12 protein-coding genes are annotated in these 12,270 nt (G+C 47.1%); 4 read left to right on the top strand and 8 right to left on the bottom strand.

What is annotated here, in order from left to right:
* The first annotated feature begins 88 nt into the window (after window positions 1–88).
* Window positions 89–1,585, top strand: coding sequence for an oligopeptide:H+ symporter (locus L4D79_RS06475; RefSeq protein ID WP_428648944.1), 1,497 nt, complete (start codon window positions 89–91; stop codon window positions 1,583–1,585).
* 468 nt (window positions 1,586–2,053) lie between these two features.
* Here L4D79_RS06475 and L4D79_RS06470 read toward each other — a convergent pair whose 3' ends face one another.
* The 7 genes from L4D79_RS06470 to L4D79_RS06440 form a co-directional block, all read right to left on the bottom strand.
* Entirely contained in the window at window positions 2,054–3,058 is a 1,005-nt protein-coding gene (locus tag L4D79_RS06470) for a substrate-binding domain-containing protein (protein ID WP_428648942.1), read from the bottom strand.
* A 44-nt stretch (window positions 3,059–3,102) separates the two neighbouring features.
* On the bottom strand, window positions 3,103–4,023 hold the full coding sequence (gene rbsK / locus L4D79_RS06465; protein ID WP_428648939.1) for a ribokinase: 921 nt from the start codon (window positions 4,021–4,023) through the stop codon (window positions 3,103–3,105).
* Window positions 4,024–4,239: 216 nt separating this feature from the next.
* Complete coding sequence (rbsB, locus tag L4D79_RS06460; RefSeq protein WP_428648936.1) at window positions 4,240–5,118, bottom strand: ribose ABC transporter substrate-binding protein RbsB; 879 nt, start codon at window positions 5,116–5,118, stop codon at window positions 4,240–4,242.
* 66 nt (window positions 5,119–5,184) lie between these two features.
* Window positions 5,185–6,168, bottom strand: coding sequence for a ribose ABC transporter permease (gene rbsC / locus L4D79_RS06455; RefSeq protein WP_255041864.1), 984 nt, complete (start codon window positions 6,166–6,168; stop codon window positions 5,185–5,187).
* Window positions 6,165–7,670, bottom strand: a complete 1,506-nt coding sequence (gene rbsA / locus L4D79_RS06450; protein ID WP_428648933.1) for a ribose ABC transporter ATP-binding protein RbsA — start codon at window positions 7,668–7,670, stop codon at window positions 6,165–6,167. Before rbsA ends, rbsC begins: the two co-directional genes overlap by 4 nt.
* 40 nt (window positions 7,671–7,710) lie before the next feature.
* Window positions 7,711–8,130, bottom strand: a complete 420-nt coding sequence (rbsD, locus tag L4D79_RS06445) for a D-ribose pyranase (protein WP_428648930.1) — start codon at window positions 8,128–8,130, stop codon at window positions 7,711–7,713.
* A 637-nt stretch (window positions 8,131–8,767) separates the two neighbouring features.
* Window positions 8,768–9,562, bottom strand: coding sequence for a TOBE domain-containing protein (locus tag L4D79_RS06440; RefSeq protein WP_428648927.1), 795 nt, complete (start codon window positions 9,560–9,562; stop codon window positions 8,768–8,770).
* A 137-nt stretch (window positions 9,563–9,699) separates the two neighbouring features.
* Between L4D79_RS06440 and L4D79_RS06435 the strand changes: the two genes are divergently transcribed.
* A complete protein-coding gene (locus tag L4D79_RS06435; RefSeq protein WP_428648924.1) occupies window positions 9,700–10,065 on the top strand; it encodes a DsrE/DsrF/TusD sulfur relay family protein in 366 nt (121 codons plus the stop codon).
* A 36-nt stretch (window positions 10,066–10,101) separates the two neighbouring features.
* On the opposite strand, the gene L4D79_RS06430 is transcribed toward L4D79_RS06435, so the two are convergent.
* On the bottom strand, window positions 10,102–11,139 hold the full coding sequence (locus L4D79_RS06430; protein WP_428648921.1) for a LacI family DNA-binding transcriptional regulator: 1,038 nt from the start codon (window positions 11,137–11,139) through the stop codon (window positions 10,102–10,104).
* A gap of 314 nt (window positions 11,140–11,453) precedes the next feature.
* Here L4D79_RS06430 and L4D79_RS06425 point away from each other — a divergent pair, with 314 nt between their 5' ends.
* Complete coding sequence (locus tag L4D79_RS06425; RefSeq protein ID WP_428648918.1) at window positions 11,454–11,897, top strand: PTS sugar transporter subunit IIA; 444 nt, start codon at window positions 11,454–11,456, stop codon at window positions 11,895–11,897.
* 80 nt (window positions 11,898–11,977) lie between these two features.
* Complete coding sequence (locus L4D79_RS06420; RefSeq protein WP_428648915.1) at window positions 11,978–12,265, top strand: PTS sugar transporter subunit IIB; 288 nt, start codon at window positions 11,978–11,980, stop codon at window positions 12,263–12,265.
* Window positions 12,266–12,270: the final 5 nt, after the last annotated feature.

Here is a 12,270-nt window from a genome sequence, read left to right as displayed (position 1 = left end):
GCTTCATCGTATTATTAAGGAATATTTTTATAAGTCTTATTGAACCATAGACTTCAGACACTCATGTCTGAATTACGAGGAAAGTTTTATGTCAATCGCATTTTCCCGTCAACCCTCTGCATTTAAGTTGATGTGTATCATTATTTTGCCCGCTATGCTTTCAATGTATGGGTTGGTGGCAATCGTTACAGTTTTCATGGTTAATGAATTAGGTATGTCAGAAAGTGATGCCTTTTTAATTAATGGTGCCGCTTCTGCTTTTTCGACAATCATTTATGCCATTGGTGGATATCTAGCTGATAAAGTAATTGGTGTTAAACGGTCATTGATTATTGGCAACCTAGGTATTGTGATTACCTTACTGCTATTGAGCTATGCTGCAGCCATAGGCAGCATTCCGTTAGCCATGATAGGGCTTGCCGGGGGAGGTGTCAGCCGGGCACTGGCTAACAATTGCCCTTCTAATTTGATCTCAAAAGCCTATAAAAAAGATGATATTCGAATAGATAGTGCTTTCACCCTCTACTATATGATGATTAATATTGGTTCGTGTATTTCCCTCGTTATCACACCAATTATCGCGCATAAATATTCCTACTCAGCTGGCTTCGCTATTGCAGCTATTTGGAATGTCATTACGATTATAATTTATCTCTATAATAGAAACTGGGTTAGAAATATAGGTGCCGATGCAGATTTCAAAGTGATTAAGTTAAAAACGTATGCTCTATTATTGATTGGATTAACGGCTATAACATTATTAGGAAGTTGGTTAATAACGCACTATAAGCTGATGCAACTACTATTAGTTATCGCTTTGGGTATTGCCCTTGCATGTTTTATCAACTATATGCGAAAAGAATCCTGGGCCCAACAGAAAAAGATGATTGTCAGTCTGGTATTATTAGGCTTCTCAGTAATATTTTTCATCCTGTATAAGCAAATGCCAACGTCATTGACTTTCTTTGCTATTCATAATACCCGCCATGAATTTCTAGGTATTCCTTTTGACCCAGTCTCTACCCAGGCACTGAATCCATTCTGGATAATTATTCTCAGTCCGCTATTGGCTATTTATTATGAGAGAAGCAGTGCTAAAGGAAAAGGTGCCTCACTTCCCCTTAAATTTGCCATGGGGATGTTGTTCTGTTCAATGGCGTTCCTAAGCTTAGCGTATGGCGCTAGTTTTATGGCAGATGAGACTGGCCGAGTGTCAGCCTTCTGGCTAATTCTAACGCATCTATTCCAAGGTTTAGGCGAGTTACTGATCAGTGCACTGGGTATTTCGGTGTTGGCGCAATTGGTTCCCAACCACATGATTGGTTTTACGTTGGGCTTCAGGACGTTGACACTGGGGATTTCGTCGATGGTTGCTGCCAACCTCGCTGTTTATATTGCGGTGCCTGAGTCATCTGGGAGCGTGGATTCTCTGCAAACATTGCCTGTGTATGCCGGTTACTTCCTCAAAATCGGTATAGGTGCGTGTATTATGGCTGTGATCATGTTCATGACGGCAAGGAAGTTGGATAGCCTGATTGAAGATCGTACCAAGGAAGACAAAGAGCAGGTTGAAGCTGCGAATTAAGCTGCCTCTAGAATAGAGAGCACGACAAAAAGAGCCTATAAGGGCTCTTTTTGCTAAGAGAGAGGATCAAAAATGATTAGAAAAGAAATCATTCTCCCATTGAGTAGATAGGGAAGAGCCGAGTAAGCGAAGTTTAATCCAGTGCGTAATGCTATCTAGCATGATGCTGTCCTTTAGCCAGGGTATGACTGGCTGTGAGATTGAAAGCCAAAGGTATATTACGTAAATTCAGCTTACAGTTGTACGCTGAATTAATTGTGCGGTCAATAGAATAGTGTTCATTATTTATGAATAGGCCATTTAGATGGGTTTAATAGCCAAAAGATTTTGTAACGATATATGTTTAGTGCCTAGGACTGGAAATCTCGAGCTTCTGGCTTTGCGACTTTCGGGGGCAGTTAATTGGGTATGCCAGAAATAAAAGAGCCCGTGTATGATACGGGCTCTAGTGGTCGTGCAAAGTTCACACTAGTGAATGCGCTTCACGCTATCGCGCTCAACCAGCGTCGGCTCTAGCTGGATCACCTTGTTGGTTTCATGTTTATTCTGGATCTTCTCGAGCAGAATATCGACCGCTTGCTGGCCCAACCGGTGCTTAGGCTGGTGGATAGTGGTCAATGATGGGGTAATGTACTTTGCCAGTTTAATGTCATCGTAGCCGACAATAGAAAGATCTTCGGGTACACGAATGCCTTTTTTGCTGGCGGTGTTAATGACACCCATTGCCATCATGTCGTTACAAACAAAGAGTGCTGTCGGTAGTGGGCCTCTGTCTAAGACGTCGTTAAAGGCGATTTCTCCACCTTCACACTCGAAGTTCCCTGAGGCAATCCACTGTTTGTTGACCTCTAAACCAGCCTCTTCCATTGCCTGCACATAACCCGACAAACGCTGCTGGGCGGTAAGCTTATCAAGCGGCCCAGTAAGGCAGCCAATTTGGGTATGGCCTTGTTCAATAAGGTGCTTGGTTGCAAGATAGCCGCCATGGTGTGAGTTATCTTGGATCTTGTCGCTTGGGAAATCGATCGGGCCCCAGTCCATGACCACTGTAGGTACGGGCTGGTGACGGGAAAACAGGTCGAATGCCTGACCATCGACCTCACTGCACATCAGCAGCAGACCGTCGACACGCTTTTGCAGCAGGATATCAAGGCTGTCGCGCATTCGGGCAAGATCACCCTCGGTGTTACAGAGGATCAGGTTATAGCCTTGTTCATAACAGCGACGCTCGACCCCTTTTACCACTTCACCAAAAAATGGGTTGGTGGAGGTGGTGACTAACATGCCGAAAGTACGGGTGTGGTTAACCTTTAGGCTGCGCGCTAACGCCGATGGGGCATAGTTCAGCTCTTTCACTGCCGCCATCACGCGTACAGAAATGTCTTCACTGACAAAGCGGGTTTTATTCAGGACGTGGCTAACGGTGGAGGTCGAGACTCCTGCATGTTTTGCTACATCTTTGATTGTCGCCATAGGTTCTCCCTGAACCGTGCCGCGGTGGGCACGGTATCAATTACTTACTGATGCTCAATAAGAAAGCGTTCCACTTCACGACGATGTGGAATAGAAGTTTGAGCACCCATTCGGGTGACTGAAATTGCAGCAGCTGCATGGGCAAAGCGGATAGCATCGTCCATCGCCTTGTTTTCCTGCAGACCGGTCAGCAAGGCACCGTTGAAGGTATCACCAGCGGCGGTCGTGTCTTTGGCATCAACACGATAGCCTGGGACTTGACGGCTTTCGCCGTTTGCACTGATCCATACCCCTTGGCTACCCAAGGTGATCATGACCTGCTTGATGCCTTTGTTGTGAAGGGCATCGGCGGCCTGTTGTGCGCTGGTGGTATCGGTAACCTTGATACCTGTCAGCAATTCCGCTTCAGTCTCGTTAGGTGTAATCATATCAATATGTTGCAATAAGTCATCCGATAATGGCTGGGCAGGGGCTGGGTTGAGTACCACACGAGTTCCCGCCAGTTTGGCCACTTTAGCCGCGGCTTCAATAGTGGCCATCGGTGTTTCTAGTTGCATCAGTAGTGTATCGGCATGTTTGATCAGGTTGTGGTGTGGCTCGATACGAGCTGGACTCAGGCAGGCGTTGGCTTCAGCCGAAATGGCGATGCTGTTCTCACCCGTTGCTGCTACTTGAATCATTGCAATGCCGGTTGGCATCTCTTTCTCAATCATTACGCCATCGGTATTCATGCCTTCTTTGGCAAATGCTTCACGCATTTCATGGCCGAAGCTGTCATCGCCAACACAGGCGATAAAGGCAATGTCTGCGCCTAGGCGAGCGGCTGCTACTGCTTGGTTCGCTCCTTTACCGCCAGGAATCACACTGTAGCTATGACCATGCAGTGTTTCCCCCGGACGAGGAAAAGATGCTACTTGCAGAACATGATCGGCGTTCACGCTGCCAAGAACGACTAATTTATTCATATTGGGACCTTTCTCATTCTCATTGGCCAAAATGTATGGCTTAGCAGTTAGCAAAGTGGTGGTATGTTGCTAAGCGATAGACTCTGATTACTTTCTTGTTGTTGGGGGACAGGATATAACCAGAATTTCAGTTATATCCTGTCGGTTATTGGCTATTGGCTCTACACCCTTTGCCTATTGCCTATTGCCTATTGCCACACGCCTCGTGCCCGTCTATTACTCAGAAATCACTTTCAGAGGAACAGGGATGCTCGCTTCAACCTGCTCGCCCTTTAGCATCTTGTCGGCAGTCTCAACACCCAAAGCACCAATCAAATCTGGCTGCTGAGCGATCGTTGCGCCAAGCATGCCACGTTCAACCGCTGCGATGCCGTCTTCAGTACCATCGAAGCCGACGATTAGGACATCTTTGCCAGAAGCCTGAACGGCGCGAAGGGCACCCAGTGCCATTTCGTCATTCTGGGCAAACACAGCTTGTACGTCTGGGTTAGCGGCAAGCATGTTTTCCATTACGTTCAGACCCTTAGTACGGTCGAAGTCAGCAGGCTGGCTTGCTAGCAGTTCCATACCGCTACCATCAACTGCTTGCATGAAGCCTTTACCACGCTCACGGGCTGCAGAAGTACCTGCAATACCTTCTAGCTGGATAACACGTGCTTTTTCACCGACTTTTTCCATAATGTATTTACCGGCCATCTCACCACCAGCAACGTTGTCAGAGGCGATGTGGCTGACGACTTCACCACGGCTTGCACCACGGTCTAGCGTCAGGACAGGGATCTTAGAGCGGTTTGCCATGCGGATAGCATTGGAAACGGCATCAGAATCGGTTGGGTTGATAAGAATTGCCTTCACACCACGAACCGTAAGATCTTCCACATTGGAGAGTTCTTTGCTTGGGTCGTTTTGTGAGTCAAGAACAATCAGGTTGTAGCCCAGTTCTTTTGCTTTGGCCTCAGCCCCTTCCTTCATGGTGACGAAGAATGGGTTGTTCAGCGTTGATACGACCATAGCCATAGTGTCCTGCGCGGCAGCCGTAGAGCTGAATGAAGCTGACAGTACAGCGGCAGAGATCAGGGTTGCTAACTTTTTCATTCTATTTTCCTTTCTACATATGTCGGGTAAAGGCGGGCAGGGGGCTACCCGCGCACAGAGGTTGTGTTACTTATTTTTGTTATCTACAAGGACTGCCAGCAAAATTACCACTGCTTTTGCAATCATTTGGTAGTAGGAGGAGACATCCAATAGGTTAAGGGCATTGTTCAAGAAGCCGATGATCAGTGCACCAATCAAGGTACCCATGATGCGGCCTTTACCACCGGCTAGGCTGGTACCGCCAAGAACAACAGCTGCGATAGCATCAAGCTCGTAGCCCATACCAGCTGTAGGTTGCGCTGAAGATAGGCGAGAAGTCACGATGATACCGGCAAGTGCGGCAAGCAGACCACAGATGGCGTAAACACCAATCTTGACGCGATCCACATTGATACCAGATAGGCGAGTTGCTGATTCGTTACCACCCAATGCATAGATGTAGCGACCGAAGCGGGTGTGATTAAGTAGGTACCAGATTGCAGCAAACACAATCACCATCAGCCAGATTGGCACAGGGATACCCATAGCATAACCCGTACCGAACCATGCAAAGCTGTCAGCAACATCAGTAAAGCCTGTTGAGATAGGTCGACCATCGGTGTACACCATGGTTACACCACGCAGCAGCGTCATGGTAACCAGCGTCGCGATGAAGGCTTGGACCTTACCTTTAGCGATAATCACGCCACTGATAGCACCCAGTGCGGCACCGGCTAGCAAGGCTGTCGGTACGGCGATCAGTACTGGCACTTCCATCCCAATTAGAGTAGCGGCGAAGGCACCACACAGGGCAAGAACGGAGCCAACACTCAGGTCAATACCTGCAGTCAGGATAACCAGAGTCATACCCACAGCAATAATGGCATTCACTGAGGTCTGGCGTAGAATATTTAGGATATTGTCGACAGTGAAAAAGTTCGGGTTCAGGAATGACACCACGACAATAAGGAACACGAGGGCAATCAGAGATTTCTGTTCGATTAGCCACTCTTTGCTAAATAGCTTGGTGCTACCGGTGTTTTGTTGTTTGGTCATAGCGTTGCTGCTCATGCTGCTACCTCGTTGATTTGTTTACCCACAGCGCAGGCGAGAAGTTTTTCTTGGTCGGCATCTTCAGCCATGAATTCGCCACTGATTTTACCTTCGTGCATGACCAAAATGCGGTCACTCATGCCGAGTACTTCCGGCATTTCAGAAGAAACCAGAATGATGCTCATTCCTTCTGACTTGAATTGGTTGATTAGCTGGTAGATTTCTTTCTTTGCGCCAACATCCACACCGCGAGTTGGTTCGTCCAGGATCAGAACTTTAGGTCTGGTCATCAAGCCCTTAGCGATAGCGACTTTCTGCTGGTTACCACCAGAAAGGTTACCGATGATCTGGTTGCGGGTCGGGGTCTTGATGTTGAACAGGCGAATGAAATCTTCTACTGCTGTCACTTCGTCGTAGTGTCGAAGCTGGACACCTTTCGACAATTGTTCCAGTGAACAAATCGACATATTTTCTTTGACAGATAAGCCGAGGATCAGGCCATCGCCCTTACGATCTTCAGAAATGTAAGCGATGCCATTTGCTAGGCCATCTTGCGGGCTTAACGGATTGATTGCTTTTCCATCAAGCACTACATCACCAGACTCACGCTTCAGTGCACCGTAAATGACTTTCATCAGTTCGGTACGGCCAGCACCCATCAGACCGGAGATCCCCAAGATCTCACCGCGATCCAAGGTAAAGCTGACATCTTTAACCCCAGCGCCATTTAGGTTTTTTACTTCAAGGCAGGTAGTGCCATGCTTTACATCGATACGCGGGTACTGTTCGTCGAGGCGGCGGCCAACCATCATCTCGATCATGGTGTCTTCATCGATATCAGCGACGGCGCGTTGACCAATGAATTTGCCGTCGCGAAGCACCGTGATGTCATCACAGATCTCAAAGATCTCTTTCAAACGGTGGGAGATATAGACAATGCCAGTGCCTTCTTCGCGCAGCTCATTGATTACCTTGAACAGGGATTCGGTTTCGGTGTCGGTGAGGGCGTCTGTCGGCTCATCCATAATGATAACTTGAGATTTGAAAGACAGGGCTTTGGCAATCTCTACCATTTGCTGTTCACCAAGGCTCAGCTCGCCAAGCAAGCTACGCGAGCTGTGCTTAACATTAAGGCGTGCCAGTAGGGCATCAGCTTCCTTGTACATCTGTGACCACTTGATACCACCAAACGAGTTGGTTTTTTCGCGGCCAAGATAGATATTCTCGGCAATGGTTAATTCAGGGATCAGGTTCAACTCTTGGTGAATGATGCTGATGCCCGCTTCTTGCGAATGGCGTGGGCCATTGAAGTTGACGGCTTCACCTTGATAGCGAATTTCACCAGCATCCATGTGATAGATGCCGGTCAACGCTTTCATTAGTGTTGACTTACCTGCGCCGTTTTCACCCATTAAGGCCATTACCTTACCTGGGTAGACATTCAGGCTGGCTTTATCCAACGCTTTGACGCCGGGAAATGCCTTTTCGATGTCTTTGAGTTCTAGAATTGGCTGAGTCATAGGGAGTCCTTGCACTAGGCCTTGCTATTACGGCTTGCGCTTAAAACACGACGCCGGCTTGGAAAATGACATTGGCATACGGGGTACATTCGCCCGTGCGGATCACCGCTTTACTGTTTTGGGTATGTACTTTAAATGCTTCGTGAGGCACATAAGCGATGTTGATGGTTTTTCCGCACATGGCTTCTTCTTCACGGAGTAGGGCTATAAGCGCATCGTGGTGCTCAGGGCTTACTTGCTTGAATTCTTCTGCCATCACCACACCTTCAATCTGCATTTCTCCCAACAAGGCTTTAACCGTTTGGATGAAAGTCGGGACACCAGGGATAAGGGCAAGGTCAATACGTTGGGTTTCATCTGGGATCGGTAAACCGGCGTCACACACAGTGACTTCATCGGTATGGCCAAGAGTGGCAACCAGATAGGACAATTCGGAGTTGATGAGTGCGCTTTTTTTCATGCTTGCACCTTAATTATTGATAGTGGTGATGCTTCTAACGTCGTTGCCAACCTTGGCAGTGTCATCCATGTCGTAAATTGGGCATCGAAACGATTACGCAAACGTTTCGATGGCTGTAAATGTAAAAGCAAACGTTTCGATGCGCACTAATTATGGTCGAAAAATGTGATTGGGCTCAGAAGAATTATGCTTTGGGTGAATGTTTTTTGTGCATCGTTAAGAAATCTATGCAGGGTTATGTGATTTTTATGTAAGGTTTTGCAAAGGTCGCGAGTTTGCTTTGATATAGGGTATGCTAAAAGCGTATTATTACACCGTGCTCGCTCTGTAACCACCTAAATGGACTGTTCGTGATGGTAACCGTACTTCAGCTTCAACCTGTTCTTCTCAGCATTGCTCCTGTTTCAGTGGCAGTTATGCTATATGCCATGAAGAGCAAGAAGTTGTGGCTTATGCGGATTTCACTGATCGGGATGGTGATATCTGTCTTTCTGTTGTTTGCTTTTCAGTATCTAGATTACCGTTATCTAGAAAACTGCTTGCTGCAAGGGGAAGTGTATAACCCTCTTCAGAACTCCTGCATCAAATTTAACTAGCTATTTGGACAGAATGACAGCCAAGGCCAACTGATTGCTTACTAGCTTAGGGTCGCCAGAATCACTTGCGCACTTGGAAAAGCAGCGTAAGCGTCATCTCCAATACAAAGTTTTTCAATGTCTTCGCTTCCCTTATCGATTAGGGCGCAAATCTCATCTTCTTGGTTGAGTGTCAGAGTAACTTCGACCGAGTGGTCATCACTAGCTATGTCTCGCACTTTCCCTTTTAGCCAATTCTGCTCTGGTGTGGGCTCAGCCAAAGACGAAGGGAGTTTGATATCAATGGCAGGCCCCTTGATCAGCGCGACGACTTCTTTGCCCGGATGTAGGTCCAATCGAATGGTACTGCCATGGGTGATAGTAGCCGTCAGCTTAATGCCTTCTTGCAAAACGACGGTGATCAGATCATGAAGGGCGTGGTTTTCTATTTTCTCTATGGTGCCGAAAAGCTGGTTTCTGGCGCTAGTTTGTAGCGACAGTTTACTCATGACGCCCAGCAGACTGTGCAGTGGTACAGACTCGTCATTCAGCGCTTCCAGTCCCATAGATTGGATTTGATCAAGCAGTTCATACATTTGTACCAGTCGTTGGCCATGATGGGTAAGCGAAGCTCCGCCACCGCCTTTTCCTCCTTTTTCACTCTCGATTAGTGGGTGCTCAGATTGGTTGTTCATTTCTTTGATCGCATCATAAGCGGCTTTGTAGCTGATCCCTGCCTGCTTAGCACCTTGGCTTATCGAGCCTGTTGACGTAATCGCTTTTAATAGCGCAATACGGCGGGGGTTGGCGAACATTTTACCTTGTTGTGACAAGGTAAGAATTGCGTCGAAATCCATAGTGTTATCCAATCCCCTTTAGCCAATGTGTGCCAGATCATAAATCGTTGTGATGCTTTGTCGTAGAGTATACCCGACTTTATGTAGTGATTGATTTATAAAACAAAAATAATCAATAGATTAAGGGATACGAAACGATGAAAGCCAAACAAACGTTACTGTTCATTCTCAACGATGCGCCCTACGGCTCTGAGCGTTCTTTTAACGGCTTGCGGTTAGCCATTAATCTCGGTGAGCAAAATGAAGCCGAAACTGAGATCAAAATTTTCCTGATGTCAGATGCCGTAAGCTGTGCGCTACCTGCTCAAGCACCGGGAGAAGGGTACAATGTGCAGCAAATGTTAGATATTTTACTGGCCCAAGGTGCTGAGGTAAAACTGTGCAAAACTTGCTGCAATGCCCGTGGGTTATCTGCGTTACCCCTTATCGAAGGTGCCCAAATAGGGACTTTGGATGATTTATCGCTATGGACATTACAAGCAGACAAGGTTGTGACGTTTTAACTGAAGAGGGCTGATATTAATCAGCCCTAAAATACGCTACAACTGGCTGCTGGCGCGAGGGGTCAGTTGGAAGCCGATGTTGATACTGCCGGCTGGGCCTGCCAGCGTTTCATTACCTTGGATTTTCCCAACCAGTAACTCTGATGCTTTGGTGGCCATACCATGATAATCAACGTGAATGGCCGTGATACCGGGGTAACTTTGCTGGCAGAAATCAGCACCATCAAGGCAGGTTATCGCCATGGAGGTTGGGACTTTGATCACCCTGCGTTGGCATTCGAACAGAGCACCCATGGCAATGTTTTCGTGAGTGCAAATCAGTGCATCCAAATCTCGCTCTCGTAACAGTAGCTTGGCGAGACCTTCTGCGCCCAACTCGATACTGGCTTGTTCATGAGAGGTCAGGAAATGATCGGGCGTTAAGTAACCTTCCAGCATACCAGCCTGCCAACCTCTTAGCTGTTTGTTGAGGATAGCTTGGTCACCATGGCCACCGATGAATCCGATATTCTTGAAACCTTGGCCGATCAGTTGCTGAGTCATGATCTTTGCCGCCTGGTAGTGATCGACACCGATATTGAGGTCGATAGCCAGTGGGGTGATTTCGTTCACCTCGAGCACCGGGATATTACAGGCTTCCAGTAACTTCCTGCCTTTTGCTGACCTTTCACTGCCAAACAACACGATAGCAGCAGGGCTGCTCGCCAAAATATTTGTCAGGATATTCTCTTCTTGGTCTAGAGCATTTCCGGTGTAGCTAATTTGCAGCTGGAAGCTACGTTTAGCCAATTGTGATTGAAATGGGCCGATGAATTGGCAACAGGCACTTTCCGTCATGGACGGAATTAACATAGCAATAGTGTCACTTTGGCCAGAAGCCAGCGCACCTGCTGCTTTATTGGGAATATAACCAAGCTCATCAACGGCTTGTTGGATCTTTTCGCGCAGCTTATCTGAAACTTGTTCTGGGGTACGCAGTGCCCGCGATACCGTCATCGAACCCACACCGGCGAGTTTGGCGACATCGGCGAGTGTTGCACGACCCGTACTTCGACGTTTTCGAGGCTCAGCCATCGAATCTCCCTACATCATAAAATAGCATTGCTAACTAGCTAGTATTAGCAATGATATTTTTAATTTAAAAATCAGCTGGTTAAGTTTATCACCTTAACCTATTTATTATGAAACATGCATTTTAACCTTGTTGATACCAAGGTTCCAACTGGTTTGCTAGCTCTGTGATATTAAAAATGGTAGCGCTATCACAAAATTTGGTAGCGCTATCAGGTAGCGCTACCAAATGTGATTTCGATCGCTTTATTTGTCCGTCTCGATCGTTAAAGTGGCCCCATCGACACAAGTTACCCCTTTAATTGACGAGAAGAGCGATGCTGAAAGAACTGCTTACCCCGGACGTGATTACCCTTCATGAATCGGCTGAGAACTGGCAACAGGCGATAGAGCTATCTTGTAAACCCCTGATTGACAATGGCGCTATCGAACCAAGCTATGTACAGGCGATTTTCAAATCTCATGAAGAAATGGGCCCTTATTACGTCATTGGCCCGGGTATGGCGATGCCGCATGCTCGTCCTGAAGACGGTGTAAACCGTTTAGCACTTGGCCTTACCGTGATCCGCAATGGCGTCAACTTTGATGCTGATGAAAATGACCCGGTAAAAATGCTGGTCACGCTTGCTGCGACAGATAGCAATAGCCATGTAGAAGCGATTGCTCAGCTTGCCGAACTCTTTATGAATGAAGAACATGTGGCCGAGATTTGTGCCGCACAAGATGTGGCCACTATCCGCCGCATTATCGAAACTTATTAATTCAAATGGCTTTGGCCAAACAAATAACAGCGAATAGTTCGCAAACTAATAACGCGTAAGAAGTAGAAAGGTAGAATATTATGAAAATTATGGTTGTATGTGGTCACGGTCTTGGTACTAGCCTAATGATGGAAATGAGCCTGAAAAGCATCGTTAAAGAACTAGAAGTGGCAGCAACCGTTGATCACTGTGACTTGGGGTCGGCGAAAGGCACAGCTTGTGACATCTTTATCGGTACCAAAGATATTACTGAGCAGCTGGTTGCTCAGGGCGTTGACGGTAAGATTGTTTCGCTAGATAACATGGTTGATAAGAACGCGATGAAAGAGCGCTTGTCAGCAGCCCTACAAGAACTTGGCGCTCTGTAAGAGGT

Origin of the sequence: Photobacterium satsumensis, from assembly GCF_050336935.1 — a bacterium.
In the GTDB taxonomy this organism is placed as follows: domain Bacteria; phylum Pseudomonadota; class Gammaproteobacteria; order Enterobacterales; family Vibrionaceae; genus Photobacterium; species Photobacterium satsumensis.
Note: the sequence above shows the minus strand (reverse complement) of the source record. Positions and strands in the feature narration are given on the sequence as shown.

Coding starts and splice junctions, on each gene's coding strand:
- L4D79_RS06475 (WP_428648944.1), top strand. CDS start 89: ATGTCAATCGCATTTTCCCGTCAACCCTCTGCATTTAAGTTGATGTGT.
- L4D79_RS06435 (WP_428648924.1), top strand. CDS start 9,700: ATGAAAGCCAAACAAACGTTACTGTTCATTCTCAACGATGCGCCCTAC.
- rbsD (WP_428648930.1), bottom strand. CDS start 8,130: ATGAAAAAAAGCGCACTCATCAACTCCGAATTGTCCTATCTGGTTGCC.
- rbsK (WP_428648939.1), bottom strand. CDS start 4,023: ATGAATAAATTAGTCGTTCTTGGCAGCGTGAACGCCGATCATGTTCTG.
- rbsC (WP_255041864.1), bottom strand. CDS start 6,168: ATGAGCAGCAACGCTATGACCAAACAACAAAACACCGGTAGCACCAAG.
- L4D79_RS06430 (WP_428648921.1), bottom strand. CDS start 11,139: ATGGCTGAGCCTCGAAAACGTCGAAGTACGGGTCGTGCAACACTCGCC.
- rbsA (WP_428648933.1), bottom strand. CDS start 7,670: ATGACTCAGCCAATTCTAGAACTCAAAGACATCGAAAAGGCATTTCCC.
- L4D79_RS06425 (WP_428648918.1), top strand. CDS start 11,454: ATGCTGAAAGAACTGCTTACCCCGGACGTGATTACCCTTCATGAATCG.
- L4D79_RS06440 (WP_428648927.1), bottom strand. CDS start 9,562: ATGGATTTCGACGCAATTCTTACCTTGTCACAACAAGGTAAAATGTTC.
- L4D79_RS06420 (WP_428648915.1), top strand. CDS start 11,978: ATGAAAATTATGGTTGTATGTGGTCACGGTCTTGGTACTAGCCTAATG.
- rbsB (WP_428648936.1), bottom strand. CDS start 5,118: ATGAAAAAGTTAGCAACCCTGATCTCTGCCGCTGTACTGTCAGCTTCA.
- L4D79_RS06470 (WP_428648942.1), bottom strand. CDS start 3,058: ATGGCGACAATCAAAGATGTAGCAAAACATGCAGGAGTCTCGACCTCC.